The organism is Mesorhizobium sp. B2-7-2, assembly GCF_006440775.1.
Classification (GTDB): Bacteria; Pseudomonadota; Alphaproteobacteria; order Rhizobiales; family Rhizobiaceae; genus Mesorhizobium.
In genome coordinates this window covers 1-25,514 of the sequence record NZ_VFTZ01000034.1, presented here as the reverse complement: position 1 = coordinate 25,514, position 25,514 = coordinate 1, and the positions used below count along the sequence as shown (strand labels likewise).

Genomic DNA, 25,514 nt, shown 5'->3' with positions numbered 1-25,514 from the left:
CGATACATCGTAAGTAAGACGCGGCGCTTGTTGAGTCAAGATATATCTTAAGATGTATCTTATGCCGTTCCAAGATGGCATATGCTCCTCATACGGCTGGGCCAGACCGCTACCAACGGCCCTTGCGTCGGTTCCAGGCATAGAGCACGTCCGCGAAACGGTCATAGGCAAAGCGCGTCAACGGCAGCGCGATGGGGTTGCCGAACAAGCTCGCCAGCCATCCCTCGCCCGGCGTGATCCGCCAGACCGCGATCGCCACGTCGGCGCCGACCAGCAGCCGCCCGCCGGCGTCGGTCGCATGCAGGCGCCGGCGGATATCCTCCAGCGAGGCGCCGAAGGCGGTGAGCGCCTCAGGTTCGAAATTGATGTCGCGGAATTCGACGCGGCCCGCCTTGACCGCCTCGACCAGCCGCCGCTTCTGCCGGTTGATGCCGGCGTCGCACACCGGACAGCGTGTGTTATACCAGACTGTCAGCAACGGCTCGGGCATGTCGCGAATATCGGGAATGCGGCGCGGCTTCGCAACAGCCGCGCCGAGCCCCGTTAGCCACTTTACCCGAGCGAGCTGATGATCTCGCGATAGGCGAATTCCGGAAACGCCTTCATCGTCCGCGTTTTGACATTACCGCCCGACGACAACATCAGCGCGAAGCGGGCGAGCACTGCATCGTCCGGCGCCTCGACGATGGCGACCATGTCGCATTCGCCCATGGTCAGGTAAAATGCCTTGAACGAACCGCCCATCTCCCCCAGCAGCTTCTTGGCGGCATCGAGCCGCTTCGGCGACTCCCGCACATTCTTGGCGCCGAGCTCGGTCCAGTTGATAAGCACGATATAGGTTGTCATGGCACACCTCCCACCGGGAGCCACGGAGCGCGGCACCTGGCCGCTGCGACCGGCGCCGGGGCGGGCATCCGGCTTGTCGCCCACAAATGCATCCGACGCCCGATTATCCTCCTGTCGGGCAAACCCGACAAGGCGGCATGAGAGGTAGCCGGAAAAGCAAAAAGGGCGCCCGAGGCGCCCTTTCGATTTCGTGTGATTGTATTCCCGCTCAGCTGTCGAGGAAGCTTCTGAGCTTGCGCGACCTGCTCGGATGCTTGAGCTTGCGCAGCGCCTTGGCCTCGATCTGGCGGATGCGCTCGCGCGTTACCGAGAACTGCTGGCCGACTTCTTCCAGCGTATGATCGGTGTTCATGCCGATGCCGAAACGCATTCTGAGCACGCGCTCCTCGCGCGGCGTCAGCGAGGCAAGCACGCGTGTCGTCGTCTCGCGCAGGTTGGCCTGGATCGCCGCGTCGATCGGCAGGATCGCCATCTTGTCCTCGATGAAATCGCCGAGATGCGAATCCTCCTCGTCGCCGACAGGCGTTTCGAGCGAGATCGGCTCCTTGGCGATCTTCAGCACCTTGCGCACTTTTTCCAGCGGCATGGCGAGCTTTTCCGCCAGTTCCTCCGGCGTCGGCTCGCGGCCGATCTCGTGCAGCATCTGGCGCGAGGTGCGCACGATCTTGTTGATCGTCTCGATCATGTGCACCGGAATGCGGATGGTGCGCGCCTGGTCGGCGATCGAGCGGGTGATGGCCTGCCGGATCCACCAGGTGGCGTAGGTCGAGAACTTGTAGCCGCGACGGTACTCGAACTTGTCGACCGCCTTCATCAGGCCGATATTGCCTTCCTGAATGAGATCCAGGAACTGCAGGCCGCGGTTGGTGTATTTCTTGGCGATGGAGATGACCAGGCGAAGATTCGCCTCGACCATTTCCTTCTTGGCGATCGCGGCCTCGCGCTCGCCCTTCTGCACCTGGTTGACGATCTTGCGGAATTCCAGGATCGAGATCGCCGTTTCGGTGGCGAGGTTCTGGATCTCGGCGCGCAGCTCCTTGATCGAATCCTTCTCGTTCTTGGTGAACTCCTTCCAGCCGCGCGAGGTCAGGTTGGCGATCGAGCGCGTCCAGTTCGGATCGAGCTCCGAGCCCTGATACTCCCGCAGGAACTCCTCGCGGCGCACGCCATAACTTTCGGCGAGGCGCAAAAGCTTGCCCTCGTTCTGCACCAGGCGCTTGTTGATGTCGTAGAGCTGCTCGACCAGCGCCTCGATGCGCGCGGCGTTGAGCGACAGCGACTTCACCGCCTTGATCAGCTGGTCCTTCAGCTCCTTCAGGCGGCGGTCCTGGCTGGGCGACAGCGTGCCGGCCGCAGCCAGGCGGTTCTCGACCTGCTGGTCCTGCAGCTTGCGCAGCTTCTTGTAGGTATCGGCGATGACGTCGAGCGTCTCCATCACCTGCGGGCGCAGTTCCGCTTCCATCGCGGCCAGCGACAGGCTCGCCTCGTCCTCGTCGTCTTCCTCTTCCTCCAGCCCGCGCGTGTCGCCGCCGACATTGGTGATGTCGTCTTCTTCCTCGCGTGCCGCCGAGCGGCCGCGCGGCTTCTCCTCGGGCTTGGGCGCCTCCTCGACGCGTTCGACGACGGGCGCCTGCTTGGCTTCGGGGCCGGCATAGGTCGCCTCGAGGTCGATGATCTCGCGCAGCAGGATCTTCGATTCGTTGAGCTCGTCGCGCCAGATGATGATGGCCTGGAAGGTCAGCGGGCTTTCGCACAGCCCCGCAATCATCGTCTCGCGGCCGGCCTCGATGCGCTTGGCGATCGCGATTTCGCCCTCGCGCGACAGAAGCTCGACCGAGCCCATCTCGCGCAGATACATGCGCACCGGGTCGTCGGTGCGATCGGTCGGCTCTTTCTTGGTGGTCGTGGCGGCGACGGCGGTGCCGGTCTGCTCGGCGAGCTCGTTGGCGTCTTCCTCGGCGTCGGCGGCCGGCTCGGCTTCGGTCTCCTCGCCCACCTCGTCGTCCTCGACGACGTTGATGCCCATGTCACTGAGCATCGCATTGATATCTTCGATGCGGTCCGGATCCGTCTCTTCCGAGGGCAGCACCGCGTTGAGCTCGTCGAGCGTGACATAGCCGCGTTTCTTCGCGGCCTTGATCATCTTCTTGACAGCATCGTCGGAAAGGTCGAGCAGGGGGCCATCGGTGGCGCCTTCGCGTTCGGTCTCGACCTCTTCCTTTTCCTTTGTCGCCATTCTTTGTCGTCTCCAAGCGGCCGAATATCGAGGCCGCGTAAACTGCCGTACCGGTTATGCTGGACGCGCTCGCGCCGGAACGCTTTTCACCGGCCCAGCAACCGTGTCATCTCTTTTGTTTTGTGCATGTCTCTGTCCCAAACCGGTTTCCACTTTTGGGCGACATGCATTAAGTCCAGATTAACCCTGATATCTGGAGCGGGCACTTTGCCTGTCCAGTCGCCACCGGTGCCTCACATCGCTCGAATTCCCGTCGATGCCGTGGCACGGTTAACGTTTCGAATCGTCCTGATTCCGCCAATCTGCCAGAAGGTCAAGCGCCTCTGGCATGATTCGCATGAAAAAAGCGAATCAATTACCCGACTTAGAGGCGTCGATTCGACGCGCCGCGCATTTCCACTTCACTTCCAATGGGTGGTGTTCGGCCCTAAACGCGGCCAACCCTGCCCGACGAGACGCCGAATCCTTCGATCAGCGCTTCCGTTGCCTGCACATCGTTGAATTGCGCTTGAATCTCGACGAGATGCCGGAAGTTTTCGTCCGAAGGGTCTGCATCGAGCGCCGCCTGCGCCTGTTTCAGCTCTCTATGTAATGTGCGGGCGCTACGCTGCAAGTGGAGCGCCTGGTTGAAGGCGTCGCGGGCATCGTCAAGCGCCGCCGTTTCCAGCGCCGGCCATTGCCGCGCGCGCTTAATCAACTCGACAGCCCGCTCCCAGATGCCGCCGCAGCCGGCGCGCTCGATGGTGGCGATGACCGCGCCGCGCTCGTCGGCCGCTTCATGCGCCATGGCGTCGAGAATGGCCGCGTGCAGCTTGCGCAAATCCGAATTGGCGAGGTCGAGGAATTCGACATGGGCGAAATTCTCGTCGATCAGCGCCGGGTGGTTGACCAGTGCCACGATGATCGTCGCCTCGCGCACCGACATCCCCTCGCCGGCTCGCTTGACCAGCGCCGAGCGACCCAGGCTCTCGGTGATCGCGGCGCGCCCGCCGGCCGCCCCACCTTTCGCGAACTGCCCGCCGGGCACGGGCGTCTTGCTCTGCCCCGGCTTCCAATCCTGACGGCCTTGCCGAACATTCCGCTGGGCTCCGAAGAAGCTCCGCACCCGTTCGCGCATCACCTGTTGATATTCGTAGCGAACACTCTCGTCCCGGATACGGCTGGCGAGTTCACTCAGCCTTTTTCCCAGCTCGGCGCGTCGCTCTGGCGTCTCGAAGACACCGCCGGCGGTCTCCCGCATCCACAGAAGGTCGACAAGCGGTCGCGCCTCCGCCAGCACCACGCGGAACGCGTCCGGTCCCTCGGCCTTGACCAGGTCGTCGGGGTCCTTGCCTTCCGGCAGCAGCGCAAAACGTGCCGAGCGCCCGGCCTGCACGGAGGGGAGCGCCAAATCCGCGGCACGCCATGCCGCCTTCAGCCCGGCCTGGTCGCCGTCGAAGCACAGCACCGGCTCGGGCGCCATGCGCCACAGAAGCTCGAGCTGGTTTTCGGTCAGCGCCGTGCCGAGCGGCGCCACGGCGTTCTCGAAGCCGGCCTGCGCCAGCGCGATCACGTCCATATAGCCTTCGACGGCGATCACCGTGCCGCCTTTGGCCAACGCCTTGCGGGCGCGCGCGAAATTGTAGAGCACGTTGCCCTTGTGGAAGAGCTCGGTCTCCGGCGAATTCATGTATTTGGCGAGCGCGTCGGGCGCCAGCGCGCGCCCGCCGAAGGCGATGATCTTGCCGCGCGAATCCGGGATTGGAAACATGATGCGGTCGCGGAACCAGTCGTAGGAGACCGGGATGTCGTCGCCGTGCCGCACCAGGCCGCAGGCCTCGATATCGGCCTTCGGCACGCCCTTGGCGGCAAGGTGTTCCTTGAGCGCGTTGCGGCTGTCGGGCGCATAGCCCAGCCGGAAGGATTGCTGCGTCGCCGGCGTCAATCCGCGGTCGCGCAGATACGCGCGGGCTTTGGCACCGTCGGCGCTCTGCAGCCGCTCCTGGAAGAAGGCGGTCGCCATTTCCATGACGTCGGTCAGGCTGGCGCGTTCCTTCTCGCGCCGCTCTTCCTGTTCGTCGCGCACCGGCATCGGCACGCCGGCCATCTCGGCGATCTTCTCGACGGCTTCGGGGAAGCTCATGCCGTCTAGCTCGGTGAGGAACTTGAAATGGTCGCCCGAAACCGAGCAGCCGAAGCAGTGATAGCGGCCCTTCTTGTCCTCGCAATGGAAGGACGGGCTCTTCTCGCCGTGGAAGGGACAGCAGGCCCAGTAGTCGCCGCGCGACGCGTTGGTCTTCTTCCTGTCCCACGCGACGCGCGTGCCGATGACCTGCGAAATCGGCACGCGGTCGCGTATCTCGTCGAGGAAGGCGGGCGGAAAGCGCATCGGGGAACTCGTTTGCCCTCCATATAATCAAGCCGCCCGGGCACGGCGACCCCATCCGGCCCGTCGTACCCGCTTTTCACAGACGAAAGAAGGCAGCCGGGCGGCCGCCTTCCGAACTTCGCGATTGTCGCGGATTACTGAGCGGCGATCGCGCCGAAGACGATGCCGGAGAGGATGCTGACCAGCACGTAGTCGTTGCCGACGCGGATCCACTCCTGGCCGGGACCAGGGCGGCGCAGGCCGTAGCGGTTCCAGTCGCGGAGCGGCTGGTGACGCTTCCAGTTGGAATATCTTTGGCCGCTGCGCCAATGGCTGCGCCTTACCACCTTCTTCTTGACGATGACGCGCTTGTCGATATGCCTGCCGGGCTTCTGCCAGTCGACCTGCATGTAGCTCGACTGCGGCATGCTCGGCTGGGCGAGCGGCGCGGCCTGGCCGGAGAAGGCCGTAGCGGCCAGCATCGAGGCGGTGACGGCGCAAAGTATGAGACGCTTCATGGTCGGTATTCCTTGTTGTCGATACGCAGAGGAATAGCCGCCAATGAATGAACCGAAACTGAACGCCAGAATTACAATTCTGTAATGTTTTCCGAGGCTTGCACCAGCCGCTTCAACAACGCTTCGGATCACGCGGCCGAGCGTTGGGCGATATGAGGCGAAGCGCTGCCGGCAGGCGCATGCAACCAATGCTTCCTACATTCATTTCCGACATGCGCCGCCGAGCCGAGACGATCATCGCATCAGAAGAATCTATTATTCGGCTAATTTTATCTGGTATATTTCGACCCGTTGAAATGACTAAGATTCGTACCCCTCTCCGCACCCCTGATGCCACCTCGCGAGTTTGGCTGTGAGCGGCTCCGTCGTCCTCCTGCACCTTGCCGGCGCGGTGGCGCTGATGCTGTTCGCCACCCGCATGGTGAAGACGGGCGTCGAGCGCGCCTATGGCGACGTGCTGCGCCACCGGCTGCGCGCCACCATGCGCAATCCGGTCATGGCGGTGCTGGCCGGCTGCGGGCTGGCGATCGCGCTGCAGAGCTCGACCGCGGTGACGCTGCTGGTCGGCTCCTTCGCCGGCGCCGGCATCGTTTCGGGCGCCGCCGGGCAATTGGCAGTGCGCGGCGCCGAGATCGGTTCGGCGCTGGTGGCCAAGCTGCTTACCTTCGACCTGACGCTTCTGGTGCCGCTCTGCCTGATCGCCGGCACGGTCATGTTCATGGCCACCGAGCGGCGTGATTGGCGGCAGATGGGCCGTATCCTGATCGGCGTCGGCCTGCTGATCCTGTCGCTGGAGATGATCGGTCAGGCGTCGGAACCGCTGCGCAACAGCCAGTTGATGCCGCTGATCGTCAATTATTTCTCCGGCGACTATGTCACCGCTTACCTGCTCGCCGCGCTGGTTACCTGGCTGTTCCATTCCTCGATCGCCGCCGTGCTGCTCCTGGTGACGCTGGCCGGGCGCGGCTTTATCCCTCCCGAGCTCGGCATCGTGCTGGTGCTCGGCGTCAATCTCGGCTCCTCGATCATCGCGCCCCTGCTTACCCGCAACGCCGATCCGGGGGTCCGCGTCGTACCGATCGGGAACCTTTTGATGCGCGGCGTGGGCTCGCTGGTGATGCTGATCCTGTTCATGACGCTGAAGCCGCCCATCGGCTTCCTCGGCGCCACTGTTCCGGACCAGATCGTCAATGCCCACATCCTGTTCAATGTGATCATCCTGCTCGCCGGACTGCCGCTCGCGGGCCTCGTCTACCGCGTCTCGGAGAAGATCGTTGCGCTCGGTGCCGTGCCGGAGCCGGCCGCCACGCTGGATGTCGTCGAACTGTCGGCGCTCAATGAAAGCGCGTTGGACACGCCGAGCCAGGCGTTGGCCAATGCGACGCGCGAGGTGGTGCGGGTCTGCGAGACGGTCGAGATCATGTTGAAGCGCATCATCGAGCTTTACGAGAGAGCCGACACCGACAAGATCAAGGCGCTGGCCGCGCTCGACGACCGCGTCGACAGGAAGCACGCGGCGATAAAACTCTATCTCGCCAAGATCACCAGGAACCCGCTGACCGAGGATGAGGCGTTGCGGTGCCAGGAGCTGATCGGCGCCTGCGTCAAGCTGGAGCAGGTCGGCGACATCATCGTGCGCAACATGCTGGTGCATGTCAGGAAGAAGCTGGAGCGCGGCCTGGAATTCACGCCTGAAGGCTGGCAGGAGCTCTGCGCCTTCCATTCCTCGGTGCTCGCCAATGCGCGGCTTGCCTTCAACGTGCTGGTCTCGCGCGATCCGGAAACCGCGCGCCAGCTGGTGCTCGAAAAGGATCTCTTGCGCGAACGCGAGAAGGAAACCAGCGCCAGCCATTTTGAGCGCCTGCGCGAAGGCACCGCCAAGAGCGTCGAGACGAGCTCGATCCACCTCGACACCATCCGCGACCTGAAGCAGATCAACTCGCTGCTCGCCTCGATCGCCTATCCGGTGCTCGAGGAGCGCGGCCTGCTCGGCGGTTCGCGGCTGAAGGCCAGCTGAGGCGATCGGGACCTTCCGAAAAAATAAGTCTTTGCTCATCCTCGCTTCCGTCGGCTAAGGAACGCCTGTGGACCTGTTGGGAGGACGATCCGTCGATGGACACGCATTCGCGCAGCTTCGCCAAGGCGCTTTCCTGGCGCGTCACCGGCACGATCGACACGATGATCATCTCCCTGGTGGTCACCGGCAGCATCAAGCTCGCCGCCACGATCGGGCTCACCGAAGTGGTCACCAAGTCGCTGCTTTACTACCTGCACGAACGGGCCTGGCTGAAGATCCCTTACGGGCGCAAAAAGGCAGCGTAGCAGCAAGCGACAGGCCGACTTTGATGCGTCCCGTCAAGAAAAGCTAAAGCGCCATCGCCAATTTCTGCATTGCCGCGCCCGCGCAGGCATGGTTTGAGACGTGCATTCCTCGCCTATGTTTTGAACCATGCTGCCGCTGATTGCCCTTTTCCTTGCCGCCTTCGCCTTCGGCACCACCGAATTCGTCATCGCCGGCGTGCTGCCGGAGGTGGCGCAGGGCCTCGGCGTTTCGGTGCCCACCGCCGGCTATCTCGTCTCCGGCTATGCCTGCGGCATTGCGATCGGCGGCCCGCTGCTGGCTTTGGCCACCGGCAAGGTCTCGCGCAAGACGCTGCTGATTGGGCTCACGATCGCTTTCACCCTTGGCCAGGCGGCTTGCGCGCTGGCGCCCGATTTCGCCTCGATGCTTCTGCTGCGGGTCGCGACTGCCGTGGCGCATGGCTGCTATTTCGGTGTCGCCATGGTGGTTGCGGTCAGCTTGGTGCGCGAGGACCAGCGCGGCCGGGCGGTCGCGGTCATTCTCTCGGGGCTGACGGTTTCCAATATCATCGGCGTGCCGGCCGGCACCGCGATCGGCAGCCTGTGGGGTTGGCGCGCGACCTTCTGGGTGATGGGCGCGCTGGGCCTTGTCGCGATCGTCGCCATGCTGGCGCTGCTGCCACGCACGGCGGGCGCCGCCAACCGGCCAGCCGGGTTGGCGCGCGAAGTTCGCGTGCTCGGCCGCCAGCAGGTCTGGACCTCGCTGATCCTGATGCTGATGCTGATGATCGGCCAGTTTGCGCTGTTCACCTACATCACGCCGATGCTGCTCGAGGTCACGGGCCTCGACGAGGGCCTGATCCCCTTTGTGCTTTTGCTCAACGGCGTCGGGGCCACGATCGGCGTCCTGGTCGGCGGCAAGCTCGCCGACTGGAAGCTGATGCCGTCGCTGGTCGTCATGCTTGCCCTGCAGGCGGTGACGCTTGGCGTCATCTACCTCGTCAGCCCCTATCCGGTGCCGATGGTCGCGGCAATCGTCATCTGGGGCGGTCTCAATTTCGCTATCGGCGCGCCGATCCAGACGCGCATCCTCGCCTGGACGGCCGATGCCTCCAACCTCGCCTCCTCGCTGATCCCGTCCGGCTTCAATGTCGGCATCGCGCTGGCTGCCTCGCTGGGCGCGGCGATGCTCAATGCCGGCCTGGGCTATCGCAGCCTGCCGCTGGCCGGCGTGCTCGCCATGCTGGTGGCGGTCGTGGTGGCTTTTGCCTCGCAGACCTGGGAATGGCGCAGCCGCGCGACGCCGCCGCTGCCGGCGGCCGCGGAATAATTCAATGCATCTCGCCCAGAAGTGTGCAGCGGTTCTGGGACAACGACATGCATCAAAACAAAAATTTAAAGCGCGTCGCCTGAATTCGTCTCAGCGCCAGCGCTTTAAAGATCGATCCGGAACCTCAGGCTCTCTGCGCCGCCATAGGCCGCAATTTTGGCAAACCGCCCGACCAGCCTGCCGCCATTGGCAAGCACCACTTTGTGCGAGGCAGGATTGTCGAGATCACTGGTGATCTCGACATGATCGAGCCCGACCGCCCTCGCCTCGTCCAGCATCAGCCGCAGCGCTTCGGTGGCATAGCCGCGGTTGCGCTTCCACGGCACCACCGCATAGCCGATATGGCCGAGCACATGCGAGGGCAGCTCCGACGTGCCCTTCTGCCAGCGAAAGCCGATCGAGCCGGCGGCCTCGCCGTCCCAGATCCAGCGCCGGAAGCCCGGCAGGCGCGGCACGGTCGTGCCGTCGGGCAACGCGATGGGCGGCCCCTTCGCTTCGGGATCGTCAAGGCCGGCGAGAAATTCAACGGGATCTTTCTCGATCGCCTCGAGTTGCTCGCGCGTCGCTTCGAGGAGCCGCACATTGTGGGCGACCATCCGCGCTCGAGCGCCGCCTTGTAGGACGGCAAATGTTCGAGCGCGGGTTTGACGATTTCGATCATTCTTGGCTTCCCTGTCGAGACCGGCATAGAAGCGATACGGATCGCTCTCAAGTCGCCTGAAACCGGATTTCGCCCTTGTTCAGGAAACAGGCTTTGTCGAACAGCGACAGGTCGAGCGGGTTCGGCAGCCGGATATCGCCGATATCCGGGAATGCTTTCCGGGCGGAATCATATGACCTGTCGACCTGCGAGATGAAGATGAGCACCAGTCCCCGTTCCCGGGCAAACGATTTCAAGGCGCGGATCTGGACCATGAGTTCCGGATTCTCCCGCTTCTGGTCGAGCAGTTGCAGATAGTCGATGACCGCCAGCGTGCCGCGCGGCGCCGCCCGCAACGCCTCGATGATGTAGGCGGCGCTGATGGCGTCGGAATTGTCGAACTCGAACAGGCGGTTGAAATCGGCTGGGTCGACGCCGATGTCACGGAACCGGTCGAGGATATCGGCATGCATGTAGTCCAGGGTGAAGAATACGGCGCGACTGCCTTGCTTCATGGCGGCTACGGCAAGTTCGAGGCTCATCAGCGTCTTGCCCTGCCCCGGCCGCGCCGCCACGAGGACCATGTCGCCGGGGATCAGCCGCGCCAACAAGACGCCGGCTGGCGCAGCCTCGGCGGCCTTGGCCGCAAGCAGGCTCCAACTGCCGAAGCCTTGCTTGGCGGCAACGCGGTCGAGCGCCTGGTGGAGGGGCACATTTTCGCTGCGGGACAGAAGCCTCGCCTGGCGTTTCAGATGATAGACGGGCGCGGAAAACCGCATCGAAAAACCTCCTGCCGCGAGCAGTCTTGACAACCCCTCCTTATGCCTGGCGCTCGAACAGTTGGTTCGGTGATAAACTGCCCTGCATGAACGATGCTTCCCGACGGAGGGAGGAGGCGTGGGCGCGCCGGAATCAGATCATAGCTCAATCGAAGCGGGCCGAAAATCCGACCTCCAAAAGGGCGTCGCTAAACTAGAAGTGTTTCGCCGATGCGTGCGAGACCTTCTATAATCGGCCCAGCTGATTCACGGATACGAGACATTTCGACGGGAGGGGCAAGAGGGTGCGGTTGAGATCTGTCCCGCGGGGCGCGGCCATCTTCTGCCTTGTCGCGATCCTGGCCGCCCTGACGGCATCGGTCAGCTCTTTTGCGGCTTTGCGGCCGTCGACCGTTCCCGACTGGCTGCAGCGCCATGTCGGCGACGGCGAAGGCCAGATCTCTCAGGTCGTGCTGGAGCGGGCGCGCGCGCTCTACCAGAAGAAGGTCAGCGAAGGTTCGGTCAGCAACCCCTGCTACTTCGCCATGGATGCCACGCGTCCCGGGGATTTGGGCAACAGCGTGCCTGGCCAGCGCTACTACATCATTTGTGAAAGCAAGCAGCTCTTCCGCGCGGTTTCCTCGGGCCATGGCGGCGGCCGCAACCTGAAAGGCGTTGCCGATTTCTCCAACGGCAGGCGCTGCGCGAAGAATTTCGGCAATGCCATGGACTCGGCGCTGACGGCCGGCGGCGCCTATATGACGGCAGAGACCAAGACGTCCTTCAAGGGCTACTATCGTGTCGGCGCGCAGAACGCGGTGTTCATGCGCAGCTTCATCCAGTTCGACGGCGAAGGCGAAGCGGCGAACGCCAGGCAGCGCGTGATCGGCGGCCATCCGGCGGCGATCTTGAAGGGCCTGTGCATGCGCAAGAGCCCGCAAAGCTCCTATGCCGACCATGACGGCCTCGTTCCGTTCGGCAAGCTGGTGAACTATGCCGGCGGCCGCAGCAACGGCTGCACCAGTTGGTCGCCCGCCGACGCCGAGCAGATCATCCCCCTCGTGAAGAACAACCCGACGACGCTCTACATCTATCCGGAATCGCGCGACATCGCCGCTGTCGCCCGGGCCAAGGCCGCCGGCCAGGCGCTCTCAAACGCGGGCACCTATTGGAACGCCTCCTGCCTGAAGGAGATCGGCACTCCCAAATTCTGGCCGAAGAAGGTGCTGGAGCCCATCATCGCCCAGTACAAGAAGGATCATCCGGCACCGCCACCGCAGCCGGTGCCGATCTGCAAGGACTGAGACCGTCGTCTATTGCAGCAGCCCCTTGATGATGGCGCTCGCCTTGGCGAAGTCCATCTGGCCGGCATATTTCTGCTTCAGCGCGGCGATCACCTTGCCCATGTCCTTCTGGCTGGCGGCGCCCGTCGCCGCGATCGCCTCGCGCGCCGCAGCCTGGATCGCCGCGTCGTCGAGCTGCGTCGGCAGGAACTCGCGGATGATCTCCATCTCGCCGCGCTCCTGCGCCGCCAGCTCCGGCCGCTTGCCGTCCTCGAAGGCCTTGGCGGATTCCTCGCGCTGCTTCACCATCTTGGCGAGGATCTGCAGGATCTCCTCCTCGCTCGCCGGCGGCTTTCCGGCGCCGCGATTGGCGATGTCGCGGTCGTGGATGGCGGCCTGGATCAGCCGCAGTGTCGGCAGGCGGTGCTTGTCCTGCGCCTTCATCGCGCTCTTCATGGATTCGGCGATTTTCTCGCGCATCGTGCTTCTCCTTCGAATGCGGCGGACAATAGCTTTGCCGAACGGTCAACGCAAATCCCGCCAAGCCGCTGATATTGCTGGACGAAAGCAAATCGGCCGTGGTCCGGGGGGCGCCGCATTGACCGCTCCGGCGCGTTCGCCTATGTACTCGGTCCTGCATGAGACAATGAGTTGACGCGTGGGAGCCGGGCAATCCAGCTTCGCGCCTTGCTGCGCAAATGGTCCTCCCGACCGATTGCCGCGCCTGACAGGAGTGCCGCCATGGCCACGACCACCGCCCCGTGGGCAACCGAAAAGCCGACCGCCCTTCTGGTGCTCGCCGACGGCACGGTGATCGAAGGCCGCGGCCTTGGCGCCACAGGATCGGCGGTTGCGGAAGTGTGCTTCAACACCGCGCTGACCGGTTATGAAGAAATCCTCACCGATCCGTCTTACGCCGGCCAGATCGTCACCTTCACCTTTCCGCATATCGGCAATGTCGGCACCAATGACGAGGACATCGAGGATTTGCATCCAGCCGCCCGCGCGGGTGCTGTCGGCGCCATCTTCAAGGCCAACGTCACCGACCCGTCGAACTATCGCGCCGCCGGCCATCTCGACCAGTGGCTGAAGCGGCGCGGCATCGTCGCGCTGTCCGGCATCGACACCCGCGCGCTGACTGTGCTGATCCGTGAGAAGGGAATGCCCAATGCCGTCATCGCGCATGCGCCCGACGGCGTCTTCGACATCGAGGACCTGAAGCGGCAGGCCGCGGCCTGGTCGGGCCTGGTCGGCCTCGATCTCGCCAAGGAGGTCACGTCGGGCCAGTCTTCGGTCTGGCGCGAGACGCCGTGGATCTGGAACGAAGGCTATGGCGAGCAAGGCGAGCCTTCCATGCACGTCGTGGCCGTCGACTATGGCGTCAAGCGCAACATCCTGCGCCTGCTTGCGGGCCTCGGCGCCAAGGTCACCGTCGTGCCGGCCAAGACCGGCGCCGAGGAGATCATGGCCATGCAGCCGGACGGCATCTTCCTGTCGAATGGCCCCGGCGACCCGGAAGCGACCGGCGAATATGCCGTGCCGGTGATCCAGTATCTCTTGAAGACCGACATCCCGGTGTTCGGCATCTGCCTCGGCCATCAGATGCTGGCGCTGGCGCTCGGCGGCAGGACCGAGAAGATGCACCAGGGCCATCACGGCGCCAACCATCCGGTCAAAGACCATACCACCGGCAAGGTCGAGATCGTCTCGATGAACCACGGTTTCGCCGTCGACGCCGACTCGCTGCCCGAAGGCGTCGAGGAAACCCATGTCTCGCTCTTCGACGGCTCGAATTGCGGCATCGCCCTGACCGGCCGTCCCGTGTTCTCGGTCCAGCATCATCCCGAGGCCTCGCCCGGCCCGCAGGATTCGCATTACCTGTTCCGGCGCTTCGTCAACCTCATCCGCGAACGCCGCGGCGAGGAAGCGCTGGCCGAACGTTGACACATTCCGAATGCACCGCAAATCATCAAAACCTCAACCGGCGAGGAATTGGTCGTGATACCCAAGGCGGACTACGAGGCGTTGCTGCATGCCGCCGAGGAGGCTCTCAAAGATGCTGCGGATGTCGCCATTTATGACGAGCGCAAAGCCGATCTCAAAAACCGAAAGGGCGCTGCCGGCGGACGTGACCATGAATGTCTTGCGCAGCTCCAGTCGACTAAAGGCGCTGCGCAACTGGCGAAAGCTTACCCAAGCCGAACTGGCCGCGGCGATCGGTGTCAGCCAGGGTTTCCTGTCGGACCTCGAATCCAATCGCCGTAAGCCGTCTGAGCAGACCAGCGCAATGCTGGCGAAGGCGCTCGACATTCCCGGAGCATGGATCGAACGCTAGTCGTCCTCAGGCGGTGTCCGTCACCGGCTCCTGCGTGTGCATGCGCTCGACTTCCTTCGGCGTCGGCTTGGCAACTTTCGTCACGAAGACGATCACCGCCAGCGTCAGGAAAATTGCGCCGAGCACATAGGGCGCGCCGCCGAACACGACTGGCGCGGTCGGGCCCGTGAACCAGGAAAATATCGCGGTGTAGAGCAGCGGCGTGATGATCGAGGTGATCGAGAAGATCGAGGTCATCGCGCCCTGCAATTCGCCCTGCGCCGAGGGCGGCACTTTGGCGGCCGCGAGGCTTCTGAGCGGCGGATCGGCCAGCGCCTCCAGGCAGCCGGCCACGATGACCGCATAGATCATCCAGCCTTGCGTTGAAAACGCATAGCCGAAGGCGCTGAGCGCGGTGAAAGTCAGGCCGATCGCCGCCGTCCTCCATTCGCCGAGCTTGGGAATAATCCGCGGCAGCACCGTCGCCATGATGATCGCACCGCACAGTCCGAAGGCGCCGAGCGAGAAGCCGATCTGCTGCTGGTTCCAGCCATAGCGGTAGTTGGAGACGAACGCCCAGACCGCCGGATACATCATATGGCCGAGCGTCATTAGGAAGAACACCAGCCCGATCCAGCCGATGCCCGGATAATTGCGCATCTGCATGAGCGTGCCGACCGGATTGGCGCGCTTCCATTCGAAACGGCGACGATGCTTTTCGTCCAGCGTCTCCGGCAGCAGGAACATCGCGATCAGGAAATTCACGAAAGCAAGTGCTGCGGCGAAATAGAACGGCACGCGCGGCCCGAACGTGCCGAGCAGACCGCCCAGCACCGGGCCGATGACGAAGCCGACGCCGAAGGCGATGCCGAGCAGGCCGAAATTCTTCGCCCGGTTCTCGTCGTTCGAGATGTCGGCGATAAAGGCGGATGTCGTCGAATAGCTGGCGCCGGAAATACCGGCGAGCACGCGGCCGATGAACAGCATCGGATAGGACCAGGCGATGGCGCAGATCAGGTTGTCGACGGAAAAGGTCAGCACCGAGGCAAGCAAGATCGGCCGCCGGCCGAAGCGGTCGCTTAAGCCGCCCATGATCGGCGCGAAGACGAACTGCATCGCCGCATAGACGAAAAACAGCCAGCCGCCCTCGATCGCGGCCTGGCTGACGCTGACGCCGCTCAGTTCCTCCAGATAGGCCGGCAGCACCGGCATGATGATGCCGAAGCCGATGATGTCGAGCAGCAGCGTGGTGAAAACGAGCGCAAGGCCCCGCCTGGCGGTTTTGGGGTCGATCATGATGAATCTCCTCAGGCCGCCCGGGGCAAAGGCGGGAGGCATCTTATAGGCGACGTTGCCGACAGGAACAATACGCGAACGAAGGCAATTGCCTCATCCTGACATCACTTGCCAGCCGCCTTTGATCGCCGATCCTCGCCGCCAAAGAAGCGGCAGGGCCGCGTCAGATCGGACCGCCCATCGTGTTGCAGTCGGACAGCTTGCCGCTCTTTATGCCGCGCGCCAGCCACGTCTGCCGCTGCTGCGAGGTGCCGTGGTTGAAACTTTCCGGCACGACATAGCCCTGCATCTTCTTCTGCAGCGTGTCGTCGCCGATCTGCTTGGCCGCGTTCAGCGCGCTTTCGATATCGCCCTGCTCCAGGATGCCCTTCTGCTGCGTGTAATGTGCCCAGACACCAGCGAAGCAATCGGCCTGAAGCTCGATGCGCACCGACAGCTGGTTGGCGTCGGCCTCGCTCATGCCTTGCCGCATCTGGTTGAACTTGCCCATGATGCCGGTGAGGTTCTGCACATGGTGGCCGACCTCATGCGCCACCACATAGGCACGGGCGAATTCGCCGGACGCGCCGAACTGCTGGTCGAGCTGCTGGAAGAAGGTCATGTCGAGATAGACTTTGCGATCGCCTGGGCAGTAGAACGGCCCGGCCGCCGCCGAGGCGAAGCCACAGGCCGAACGAACCTGGCCGCTGAACAGCACCAGCTTGGGATCCTCGTAAGTCAGGCCCTGGGATTTGAAAATGCCGGTCCAGGTGTCCTCGGTATCGGCAAGCACGGTCGCGACGAACTGCTTCATCTCGTCATTGGCGGGCGCGTTGCCATTGTCCTGTGTGTCGGAGATCTGGCCGCCGCCTCCCGGCACCAGGCCCCCGCTGCCGTCACCCAGGATCTGCGATGGATCGAAGCCGAAATACCATCCTGCGAGCACGACAAGGATAACCAGGATGATGCTGCCGCCGCCACCGGTACGGCCGCCGATGGGGATGCGGAACTGGCCACCGCCGCCCAGTCCGCCGCCAGGCCCGCCGCCGCTGTCGCTGCGTTCGTCTTCGATGTTGTCGCTCTGACGACGGCCTCTCCAAAGCATGGCAACTCCTCGCGACACGAATGTCCTGGAGGGACCGGCATGCCACCGCCCCCTGCAGACAATTATCGCAACGAATACGTCAAGTCAGTATTTTTCGCGAGGTCGGTAGCGACACTTTGCGTCCTGCCGCGCTATTCTCGTATCGAGCCCGAGCTCAACGAGCGGAGGTCATCGCCCGGCGGAAAGCTTCCAGCGTTTCGGCGCTGACATGGTGCTCGATGCCCTCGGCGTCGATGCGCGCCGTCTCGGCGCTGACGCCGAGAGAGCGCAGGAAGGCCTCGACCGTCTGGTGCCGGATGCGGCTTTCCTCTGCGACCTTGCGGCCGGCCTCGGTCAGGAACACACCCCGATAGGGCTTTCGCGACACCAGCCCGTCGGCGCACAGCCTGGTCAGCATCTTTGCCACCGTCGGCTGCGCGACGCCGAGCCTTGCCGCGATGTCCACCTGCCGCGCTTCATTGCCGTCCTCGATCAGGTCGGCGATCAGCTCGACATAGTCCTCGACCAGCGCGCTACGGCGCGCCTCGCGCGTCTGCCGGAAACCCTCCGAATGGATTTCGGCATCGGGAAGCGGCTCTTCGCGTCGAACCGGTTTGTTCCTCAGCGCCAATCCGCGCCCCTCCTTGAATCGGGACCGCATCCATAACACGAACCCCTGATGGTCCGGCCGTTTATTTGCATTCCCGCTCATGCGCAACCGGCGTTTGCGGCAGCCCGCCGCCCTTGTCTCGGCTCATCACGAAAGCATGATCAATGAAATATAGCATATTGCATAATGTTGAGCCATGGCGTAGATAAGAGGCATATTCGACAATTCCAGCGGAAATCCGATGTCCGATGCCGATGCAGCAACCGTAGCCCGACCCGCATGGCGATTCGACAGGCCCGACGACGAGCAGCCGAGCCTGCGCGAGGTGAACGCCTCGATCGCGGTGCCGCGGACCGGCGTCTGGTTCCGCCGCCTGTTCGCCTTCATGGGGCCGGGCTACATGGTCTCGGTCGGCTATATGGACCCAGGCAACTGGGCGACCGACCTCGCCGGTGGCGCCCAGTTCGGCTACACGCTGCTTTTCATCATCATGCTGTCGAACCTGATGGCGATCCTGCTGCAGGCGCTTGCCGCGCGTCTCGGCATCGCCACCGGCCGCGACCTCGCCCAGGCCTGCCGCGCCTATTATCCGCGCCCGGTCAATCTGCTGCTCTGGATCGCCTGCGAGCTGGCCATCATCGCCTGCGACCTCGCCGAGGTGATCGGCACGGCGATCGCGCTGCAGCTTCTGTTCAGCATCCCGCTGATCGGCGGCGCCATCCTCACCGCGCTCGATGCTTTCCTTGTGCTGCTGCTGATGAACAAGGGCTTCCGCTATCTCGAGGCCTTCGTAGTCGCTCTGCTGATCATCATCTTCGGCTGCTTTGCCATCCAGATCTTCGTCGCCGCGCCGCCCGCCGGCACGATCCTGCATTCGATGTTCGTGCCGTCGCCGCAGATCGTCACCAATCCGGCGATGCTCTACATCGCCATTGGCATCATCGGCGCGACAGTCATGCCGCATAATCTCTATCTGCATTCCTCGATCGTGCAGACCCGCGCCTATGAGCGCACCGATGCCGGCAAGCGCGACGCCATCAAATGGGCGACGACGGATTCGACCATCGCGCTGATCCTGGCGCTGTTCGTCAATGCGTCGATCCTGATCGTCGCGGCGGTCGCCTTCCACGATACCGGCCATCACCACGTCGCCGAGATTGGCCAGGCCTTCGAGCTGCTCTCGCCGCTGCTCGGCCTGGGCATTGCCTCGATCCTGTTCGCCGTCGCGCTGCTTGCCTCCGGCCTCAACTCGACCGTCACCGCGACGCTCGCCGGCCAGATCGTGATGGAAGGCTTCCTGCGCCTGCGCATCCCGCAATGGGCGCGGCGCCTGGTGACGCGCGGCATTGCCATCGTCCCCGTGGTGGTCGTCACGGCACTCTATGGCGAGAAGGGAACCGGCCAGCTGCTCGTCTTCAGCCAGGTGATCCTGTCGATGCAGCTGCCTTTCGCGGTGGTGCCGCTGGTGCAGTTCGTGTCGGACAAGAAGAAGATGGGCAATTTCGCCATACCGCGCGGCGTTGCGGCGTTGGCCTGGGTGGTTGCTGCCGTCATCCTCGTTCTCAACTTCAAGCTCCTCTACGACACCGTCGCCGGCTGACCGCGACATTCGTGCCGGCCGCGCTATCTTCGCGCCATGGCCAAACCGGACGAAGCCCGCAGATTCTACGCCAGGCTGATGGCTGCGCACGCCCGGTCGGCCGATCCACGCATCGAGGAGGTGTTCGCTGCGGTGCCGCGCGAGGCCTTCCTGGGTCCGGGACCATGGACCGTCTTTGCCGGCGAAGGCCGGTTCCAGACGCCGAGCGCCGATCCTGGTTATATCTACCAGAATGTCCTCGTCGTGCTCGATGCCGACAAGGGCATCAACAATGGCGAGCCGATGCTGCACGCGATGTGGCTCGGCAAGGTCGAGCCGAAGCCGGGCGAGCACGTCACCCATATCGGCGCCGGCACCGGCTATTATACGGCGCTGCTGGCGAGGCTGGTCGAGCCGGGCGGCGGCGTTACCGCCTTCGAGATCGAGGCCGGCCTTGCCGCGCGCGCCAAGGCGAATCTCGCCCGGTACCGCAACATCGAGGTGATCCATGGCGACGCCGTCGCCAATCCTTTGCCGCCCTCCGATGTCATCTATGTCAATGCCGGCGTCGTCGCGCCGCCCGCCGCTTGGCTGAAAGCGCTGAAGCCCGGCGGCCGCATGATCTTTCCCTGGCGTCCCTCCGAAACCGTCGGCCTCGCGGTCCTCGTAACCCGCCTGAAAAACGGCTTTACCTGCCGGCCCTTCATGGGCTCCTGGTTCATCCCTTGCGTCGGCGCCTCCGTTGCCGAGCCGGGCGCGAAAATACCGACGCGTGAGCGCGCGGCGCGCACGCGCTCGATCTGGCTGAGGGAAGACAAGGCGCCGGACCGGACGGCAACCGCCGTCTCCGGCGATATCTGGTTCTCGTCACGCGCCGTTCGCGTCGACGACACGCGCTAGAAATTCGCGGGGCTGTGTCGGAGAGCAGCCTTGCCGTTCGTCCTTGGAGCAATTCCAGGAAAAGTGCGAAGCGGTTTTCCATCAGGAATTGCGTCGAATGCTTTAGGCAGAAATCCGGCCGCGACGGCGCGGATCGTGAAAGGGAGAAGACAGATGCGCAAGATCATCGCCGCCACATTCGTTAGCCTCGACGGCGTAATGCAGGCGCCGGGCGGGCCGGAAGAGGATCCGGTCGGCGGCTTCAAGTTCGGCGGCTGGACCTTCCATTATTTTGACGAGGTGGCAGGCGCGGCCATGGAGGAGATGTTCTCCAAACCGTTCGACCTGCTGCTCGGCCGCAGAACCTACGATATCTTCGCCGCATACTGGCCGTATCAGAACGATCCGATCGCGGCTGTCTTCAACCCCGCGGTCAAATATGTGGCGACGCACCGGCCGGATACGCTGACCTGGCAGAACACGCAGTCGCTCGGACCGGATGTCGTTGCAAGGCTCAAGGAGCTCAAGCAGGAAGACGGACCCGACCTGCTCATCCAGGGATCGGGCAATCTGATCCAGACCCTGCTCGCCAACCGGCTGATCGACGAGATCCGGCTGATGACCTTCCCGCTGCTGCTGGGCAAGGGCAAGCGGCTGTTCGGCGACGACGCGATGCCGGCGGCGTTCAAGCTGGTCAAATCGCAGGCTTCCACCACCGGCGTCATCATGGCGACCTATGAGCGCGGAGGCGAAATCCGTACGGGCTCGTTTGCCCAGCAGGAGCCTTCCGAAGCCGAGCTCGAACGGCGCAAGAATTGGAAGTAGAATTTGGGGAAGTTGTCGCCGGCTGGAACATCCGTCTCGGCGCGCAGCGCCGAGACGGATACTCCAGCGGAGTGTGAGACTTTCAGGCCGCCTCGCGCCGCCTGACCAGGCCTTTGCGAATATGCGCCGCAAACTCTCGCGCTGCCGGCTGAGTTGCATGTTTCGGCAGATGCAAGTTGACGGAGAAATTCGGCAGCGCCGGAAGGCCGGCATCGGACAGGATGTCGAGATCGGCCGGAACCGTCGAGGCAAGCCAGGCGGTGACCGCGAGGTCCGAGCGCACCGTCGCGGTCGTGGCATCGATGTTGCCGTTCTCGAACACGGTGCGCCAGTCGAGCCCCTGCTCGCCAAGCGCGGCGAGCACCGCCGGCCGGAAGGCGCAGGTGTCGGCGACGATCGAAACCGGCAGCGGCCGCTTCAGGCGTGCCGTCCCGCCTCTGGCGCCGACCCACACCAGCCGGTCGACGAGCAGGCATTCGCCCAGGGTCGGACCGACACGCTCCTCGATGACGGCAAGGTCGATGGTGCCCGCCGCCAGGGCCGCCGCGAGTTCCGGCGAGGACGCGCAGATCAGCGAAATCTCCACCTGCGGATAGGCTTCCACATAGGCCTTCAGCACGGGCGCGAGCAGCGTGCCGACGAGATCGTAAGGCACGCCGATCCGCACCTGCCCGGCAACCGCCCTTCCCCTGATCTCGGCAAGGATCTCGTCATTGAGCTGCAGCAGGCGCCTGGCCCTGTCGAGCAGCCGCTCGCCGGGTCGCGTGAGCCTCAGGCCGCGGCGGTCGCGCTCGAACAGGCTCTCACCGAGCACCTCCTCCAGCCGCTTGACCTGCTGGCTGACGGCGCCTTGCGTCAGGTGAAGCGCATTGGCAGCCGCCGTCATGCTGGCCTTGTCGGCGGTGGTGACGAAGGTACGGATGAGGGTCGTGTCGAGATCGCGGATCATAGCTGGCATTATAATCGCTAATGCAAACCATATCAAACATTGCATTTACTGATACCGCCAAGCGCCTAAGCATGCCAGCTCCTCGATTGGGAAGCCGCATGTCCGATACCATCATCCCGCTTGTCCTGTTCGCGCTGATCTCGACCTCGACGCCCGGCATCGCCACCACATTGTCGACCGCGTCCGGCGCACAATTCGGCTTTCGCCGTTCGGTGCCGCTGATGGCCGGCAGCGCCGCGGGGCTGGCTACCGTCGCGGCAGCGGGCGCGGCAGGCTTGGCTGGCCTGCTCGCCGCCGTGCCATCCCTGCAGCTTGCCATGAAGATCGCGGGCTCGCTCTATCTGATCTGGCTGGCGATCAAGATCGGCCGCAGCGGCCCGCCCAACCTCGACATCAGCATGGCCAGGCCGAACAACTTTTTCGGCGGCGCCGGCATCCAGTGGATGAATCCGAAGGGCTGGGCGATGGGGCTCGGCGCCGCCGCATCCTTCGCGGCACTGGCGGATGGTCCGTTGCAGCTTGCGCTGTTGCTGGGCGCCGTGTTCGGGCTGACCGCGGCCTTCTCGCTGTCGCTGTGGTGCGTGGCGGGAACCCTGCTTGCCCGCCTGCTCAAGACGGAGCGCCAGTGGCGCGCGCTCAACATTGTGCTCGGCCTGTTGCTGGCCGCCTCGATCCTGCAGATGTGGCGACCGGTATAAACGCTGGTTCCTCGCCCCCGCGAAGGTGGCTACGCTCCTGCACATCTTCTGTGACTGGCGTGACTGATCGATCTGAGGCTTGATTGCCAGGTGGTTCCCCCAATCCGTCGCTGCTTCGCAGCGCCACCTTTCCTCCTCCGGAGGGAACGGAAGTGAGCGTTGCTGGACAAGCGTTGACGGCAAAAAGCTTGGCGCCTTTCCTCTACCCCGTCGATCGGGGGAGAGGTGGCTCGGCGAAGCCGAGACGGAGTGGGGGTCGACCTGCGCTACACAAGACAAAGCATGCGGCCGCCGACTTGTCGGAAAACAGACTTTGCCGAGGAAACGATCTCTGGCGCCAGGCCGCCAGTCAGTCTCCATGGGCAGCTTTATTCCGCCGGCATCGCCACGGGGCGGGCCAACATCCGGCCGGCAAGCACGACACCCAGCCCGACGATCGGGAACACCGCCGCGATCAGGCCGAGATCGGCCGGCGCGCCGAAGCGCAGCACCGCGGCGCCGACCACCGCGCCCAGGGCGACGCCCAGATAGAGCGCCGAAGCATTGAGCGACAGCACGATGGGCGCGGCATCCGGCGCGATCTCTATGATGCGGCTCGCCTGCGCCGGCGGGAAGGCCCAGCCGACAATGCCCCACGGCACCATCATACCCATCAGCGCCGGCCCGGCGATCGACTGCGGCAGGAAGGTCGGGATCAGCGAGAAGGTGGCGAGCATCGCGGCGGAGAGCGCCAGCGACCAGGCGACGGTTCGGGTGGCGCCGAAGCGGTCGGCGGCCTGCCCGCCGGCGATGTTGCCGATGACGGCGCCGACGCCGAAGGCGAGCAGCATGCCCGGCAGCGCGATCGCAGAGAGCCCGCCGCCTTCGATGGCCAAGGGCGCGATGAAGGCAAAGACGGTGAAGGCTCCAATCAGCGCCAGCACCGTGGTCAGCAGGATCGGCATCACGCCAGGCCGCACTGCCGCCGCCAGCCGCGCCCTCAGCGGCAGCTTGGTGCCGATGATGCTGCGGGGCAACCGGTACCAGAGGATCGCACCGGCCAGCGCGCCGAGCCCGGCAATGGCAAAGAAAGTGCCGCGCCAGCCGGCAATGGCCGCGATCAGCGCGCCGAGCGGCGCGCCGACGGCAACCGCCACAGTGGTGCCGCCGACGACGACGGCGATGGCGCGTGCCCGGTGGTGGTCGTCGACCAGAGCCACCGCCGTGCCTTGCGCGGTCGCCGCGAACAGGCCGGACGACAGTGCCATCACGATGCGGGCGATCAAAAGCACCTCGAAGGACGAACTGAGCGCGGCAGCAACATTACCAAGGACGAAGAACACCAGCGTCCACAAGATGACGCGCCGCCGGTCCCATTCGCCGGTCAGCGTCGCCAGCACCGGCGCGCCGAACGCATAGGCGAGCGCGAAGGCGGTGATCAGCGAGCCTGCGAGCGGCACGGAGATGCCGGCGTCAGTGGCGATATCCGGAAGAAGGCTGGAGATGACGAAGCCTTCGGTCGAGATCGCAAAGGATCCGAGCGCAAGCCAGAAGATCCGCTTGTCCATGGGGAACTGTCCTTAGTTCAAAAGTTATTGAACAATTGGACATAACAGGGCATGATGTCAACCGAGCCGGGAGAAAATAGCTGAACCCTGCTGACAGCCCTGTGTCAGGACGGGCCGAAAGGGAAGAGGCTAATGTCTGTCGGCAGAAAAGGAAGCCGCGTTGAAGTTCGTGCCGTTTATGCTTAATTCTGGGCCATGAGCCTGCCCCATCCAACCGCCGACCAGATCAGCCTGCCGATCGTGCTCGCCGTGCTCGGCGACCCGACCCGGCTTGCCATTGTCCGCTATCTGGCGCGCAAGGAAGGCGTGCCGATGAACTGCAGCAAGTTCCTCGACCTCGCCTCCAAGACCAATCTCAGCTACCACCTCGCCAAGCTGCGCGAGGCGGGCGTCACCCGCAGCGAGGCGGCAGGCACCAGCCGGCTTATAACGCTGCGCCGCGACGACCTCGACAAGCGCTTTCCCGGCCTGCTCGACAGCGTGATCGCCGCGGCTGACGGCGACAAGGATCTGCCGGCGGTCGGCACCTCCGAGATCGAGGTTTCGGCCTGAACGATCTCCGCGTGCCCTCGGCCTCACAATTCCGCGCAAATTCAGGATGACATCCTGCGGTGTCGCCGACTATAGCCCATCGCCTCGCGGTCGGAGCTCCCTTGGGCCCTAACGCGACTCGGAAAAATGCAGCCAAAGATGAAGCGCAAAACTACGCTCCGACTGACGCTGAAGGCACTCTTCGCCGTTCCCTCGCTGCTTGCGGCCCTGCCGGCCATAGCCCAGGATGCGCCGGGACCGATCGTTTCGATTATCGGCGGCCTGGCGCCGGACGATCTCCTCAACATCCGCGTCACCGCTTCGCCAAGTGGAAAGGTGGCGGCGCGGCTGCCAAACGGCACGGCCGTCAAGAATTTCGGCTGCAACGTCGTCAACGGCTATCCCTGGTGCAAGGTCGAGGATACGCAGGACGCGCATATCGTCGGTTGGGCGCCCGCCCGCTATCTCAGCCCCAACAACCCTGCGCCGGCGCCTGAAGATGCCGGCGCACCGGCGGCCGCGGCGCCTCAACCTTCCGAGGAGCCGCAGCCTGACATAACGGCGCGCCTGGGTGGCGGGGAGCCGGCCGAGCCGCCATCTGCGGCCGAGATCGGCAGGACCGCCATGCAGGACGCGTATGGCCTCGCCTTCGTGGCCTCGACCAGCGCCGGGTCCGACACCCCGGACGCCGGCATCCCCTGCGCCCGCCATGTCGGCCAACCGATGACCCGCTGCGAAATCAGTGTCGCGCATGAGGGCGGCGACAGCGTGGTGACCGTGACCTGGCCGGACGGCGGCACCCGCCTCATCAATTTCCACGACGGCAAGCCCGCCGGCTCCGACTCCCCCGACGAATTCCGCTTCACCCGCGAAGGCAGCCTCAACATGATCCGCATCGGCGTGTCCGAGCGCTTCGAGATCACGGATCAGGTGGCAGTAGGGGAGTAGGGGAGTAGGGGAGTAG

The 25,514-nt window shown here is 64.3% G+C and carries 24 protein-coding genes and 1 pseudogene; 12 read left to right on the top strand and 13 right to left on the bottom strand.

Annotated features, from left to right (window positions below; genetic code table 11):
• Positions 1-109: 109 nt before the first annotated feature.
• The 5 genes from FJ425_RS28930 to FJ425_RS28910 all read right to left on the bottom strand — a co-directional run bounded on the left by FJ425_RS28930 (position 110) and on the right by FJ425_RS28910 (position 5,947).
• The gene (locus FJ425_RS28930; RefSeq protein WP_246678055.1) at positions 110-490 is read right to left on the bottom strand and encodes a DCC1-like thiol-disulfide oxidoreductase family protein; all 381 of its coding nucleotides are present in this window, start codon (positions 488-490) and stop codon (positions 110-112) included.
• A gap of 62 nt (positions 491-552) precedes the next feature.
• On the bottom strand, positions 553-846 hold the full coding sequence (locus tag FJ425_RS28925; protein WP_095766734.1) for a GYD domain-containing protein: 294 nt from the start codon (positions 844-846) through the stop codon (positions 553-555).
• Between the two features lie 208 nt (positions 847-1,054).
• A complete protein-coding gene (rpoD, locus tag FJ425_RS28920; protein WP_140727621.1) occupies positions 1,055-3,082 on the bottom strand; it encodes an RNA polymerase sigma factor RpoD in 2,028 nt (675 codons plus the stop codon).
• 427 nt (positions 3,083-3,509) lie between these two features.
• Positions 3,510-5,450 (bottom strand): DNA primase, encoded by a 1,941-nt coding sequence (gene dnaG / locus FJ425_RS28915; RefSeq protein ID WP_140630009.1) that lies wholly within the window; start codon positions 5,448-5,450, stop codon positions 3,510-3,512.
• 134 nt (positions 5,451-5,584) lie between these two features.
• Positions 5,585-5,947 (bottom strand): RcnB family protein, encoded by a 363-nt coding sequence (locus tag FJ425_RS28910; RefSeq protein ID WP_140727619.1) that lies wholly within the window; start codon positions 5,945-5,947, stop codon positions 5,585-5,587.
• A gap of 352 nt (positions 5,948-6,299) precedes the next feature.
• On the opposite strand from FJ425_RS28910, the gene FJ425_RS28905 reads away from it, so the two are divergent.
• From FJ425_RS28905 to FJ425_RS28895, 3 genes are all read left to right on the top strand, one after another.
• Positions 6,300-7,964: a Na/Pi cotransporter family protein gene (locus FJ425_RS28905; protein WP_140727618.1), complete on the top strand. Its 1,665-nt coding sequence runs from the start codon at positions 6,300-6,302 to the stop codon at positions 7,962-7,964.
• A 95-nt stretch (positions 7,965-8,059) separates the two neighbouring features.
• Complete coding sequence (locus FJ425_RS28900; protein WP_140541439.1) at positions 8,060-8,269, top strand: DUF2061 domain-containing protein; 210 nt, start codon at positions 8,060-8,062, stop codon at positions 8,267-8,269.
• A 127-nt stretch (positions 8,270-8,396) separates the two neighbouring features.
• The gene (locus tag FJ425_RS28895; RefSeq protein ID WP_140630001.1) at positions 8,397-9,578 is read left to right on the top strand and encodes an MFS transporter; all 1,182 of its coding nucleotides are present in this window, start codon (positions 8,397-8,399) and stop codon (positions 9,576-9,578) included.
• Positions 9,579-9,682: 104 nt separating this feature from the next.
• Here the strand turns inward: FJ425_RS28895 and FJ425_RS28890 are convergent.
• Positions 9,683-10,239, bottom strand: a pseudogene (locus FJ425_RS28890) (GNAT family N-acetyltransferase).
• Positions 10,240-10,286: 47 nt separating this feature from the next.
• Positions 10,287-10,997 (bottom strand): DNA helicase, encoded by a 711-nt coding sequence (locus tag FJ425_RS28885; protein WP_140727616.1) that lies wholly within the window; start codon positions 10,995-10,997, stop codon positions 10,287-10,289.
• 284 nt (positions 10,998-11,281) lie between these two features.
• Here FJ425_RS28885 and FJ425_RS28880 point away from each other — a divergent pair, with 284 nt between their 5' ends.
• Positions 11,282-12,280, top strand: a complete 999-nt coding sequence (locus FJ425_RS28880) for a hypothetical protein (RefSeq protein ID WP_140629995.1) — start codon at positions 11,282-11,284, stop codon at positions 12,278-12,280.
• A 9-nt stretch (positions 12,281-12,289) separates the two neighbouring features.
• Here FJ425_RS28880 and FJ425_RS28875 read toward each other — a convergent pair whose 3' ends face one another.
• Positions 12,290-12,739, bottom strand: coding sequence for a GatB/YqeY domain-containing protein (locus tag FJ425_RS28875; RefSeq protein ID WP_140629992.1), 450 nt, complete (start codon positions 12,737-12,739; stop codon positions 12,290-12,292).
• Positions 12,740-13,000: 261 nt separating this feature from the next.
• Between FJ425_RS28875 and carA the strand changes: the two genes are divergently transcribed.
• The gene (carA, locus tag FJ425_RS28870) at positions 13,001-14,203 is read left to right on the top strand and encodes a glutamine-hydrolyzing carbamoyl-phosphate synthase small subunit (protein ID WP_140629989.1); all 1,203 of its coding nucleotides are present in this window, start codon (positions 13,001-13,003) and stop codon (positions 14,201-14,203) included.
• 112 nt (positions 14,204-14,315) lie between these two features.
• On the top strand, positions 14,316-14,594 hold the full coding sequence (locus tag FJ425_RS31745; protein ID WP_246673262.1) for a helix-turn-helix transcriptional regulator: 279 nt from the start codon (positions 14,316-14,318) through the stop codon (positions 14,592-14,594).
• A 6-nt stretch (positions 14,595-14,600) separates the two neighbouring features.
• Here the strand turns inward: FJ425_RS31745 and FJ425_RS28860 are convergent, their stop codons facing one another.
• From FJ425_RS28860 to mntR, 3 genes are all read right to left on the bottom strand, one after another.
• Positions 14,601-15,869 carry a TCR/Tet family MFS transporter gene (locus tag FJ425_RS28860; protein ID WP_140629987.1) on the bottom strand — a complete coding sequence of 423 codons (1,269 nt, stop codon included), beginning with the start codon at positions 15,867-15,869 and terminating at the stop codon, positions 14,601-14,603.
• A gap of 163 nt (positions 15,870-16,032) precedes the next feature.
• Positions 16,033-16,953 (bottom strand): neutral zinc metallopeptidase, encoded by a 921-nt coding sequence (locus FJ425_RS28855; RefSeq protein ID WP_140629983.1) that lies wholly within the window; start codon positions 16,951-16,953, stop codon positions 16,033-16,035.
• Positions 16,954-17,107: 154 nt separating this feature from the next.
• The gene (gene mntR / locus FJ425_RS28850; RefSeq protein ID WP_140541448.1) at positions 17,108-17,563 is read right to left on the bottom strand and encodes a manganese-binding transcriptional regulator MntR; all 456 of its coding nucleotides are present in this window, start codon (positions 17,561-17,563) and stop codon (positions 17,108-17,110) included.
• Between the two features lie 220 nt (positions 17,564-17,783).
• On the opposite strand from mntR, the gene FJ425_RS28845 reads away from it, so the two are divergent.
• The 3 genes from FJ425_RS28845 (at position 17,784) to FJ425_RS28835 (ending at position 20,825) form a co-directional block, all read left to right on the top strand.
• A complete protein-coding gene (locus FJ425_RS28845; RefSeq protein WP_140727613.1) occupies positions 17,784-19,142 on the top strand; it encodes an Nramp family divalent metal transporter in 1,359 nt (452 codons plus the stop codon).
• 36 nt (positions 19,143-19,178) lie between these two features.
• The gene (locus FJ425_RS28840; RefSeq protein ID WP_140727611.1) at positions 19,179-20,021 is read left to right on the top strand and encodes a protein-L-isoaspartate O-methyltransferase; all 843 of its coding nucleotides are present in this window, start codon (positions 19,179-19,181) and stop codon (positions 20,019-20,021) included.
• 153 nt (positions 20,022-20,174) lie between these two features.
• The gene (locus tag FJ425_RS28835; protein WP_140727609.1) at positions 20,175-20,825 is read left to right on the top strand and encodes a dihydrofolate reductase family protein; all 651 of its coding nucleotides are present in this window, start codon (positions 20,175-20,177) and stop codon (positions 20,823-20,825) included.
• 82 nt (positions 20,826-20,907) lie between these two features.
• Here FJ425_RS28835 and FJ425_RS28830 read toward each other — a convergent pair whose 3' ends face one another.
• Positions 20,908-21,774 carry a LysR substrate-binding domain-containing protein gene (locus FJ425_RS28830; RefSeq protein ID WP_140727652.1) on the bottom strand — a complete coding sequence of 289 codons (867 nt, stop codon included), beginning with the start codon at positions 21,772-21,774 and terminating at the stop codon, positions 20,908-20,910.
• Between the two features lie 98 nt (positions 21,775-21,872).
• Here FJ425_RS28830 and FJ425_RS28825 point away from each other — a divergent pair, with 98 nt between their 5' ends.
• Complete coding sequence (locus FJ425_RS28825; protein WP_140727607.1) at positions 21,873-22,472, top strand: LysE family translocator; 600 nt, start codon at positions 21,873-21,875, stop codon at positions 22,470-22,472.
• Between the two features lie 368 nt (positions 22,473-22,840).
• Here FJ425_RS28825 and FJ425_RS28820 read toward each other — a convergent pair whose 3' ends face one another.
• Complete coding sequence (locus FJ425_RS28820) at positions 22,841-24,019, bottom strand: MFS transporter (RefSeq protein WP_140629915.1); 1,179 nt, start codon at positions 24,017-24,019, stop codon at positions 22,841-22,843.
• Positions 24,020-24,214: 195 nt separating this feature from the next.
• Between FJ425_RS28820 and FJ425_RS28815 the strand changes: the two genes are divergently transcribed.
• Together FJ425_RS28815 and FJ425_RS28810 are read left to right on the top strand one after the other, a co-directional pair.
• Positions 24,215-24,571: a helix-turn-helix transcriptional regulator gene (locus tag FJ425_RS28815; RefSeq protein WP_140541455.1), complete on the top strand. Its 357-nt coding sequence runs from the start codon at positions 24,215-24,217 to the stop codon at positions 24,569-24,571.
• Between the two features lie 138 nt (positions 24,572-24,709).
• Positions 24,710-25,498, top strand: coding sequence for an SH3 domain-containing protein (locus FJ425_RS28810; protein WP_140727605.1), 789 nt, complete (start codon positions 24,710-24,712; stop codon positions 25,496-25,498).
• Positions 25,499-25,514: the final 16 nt, after the last annotated feature.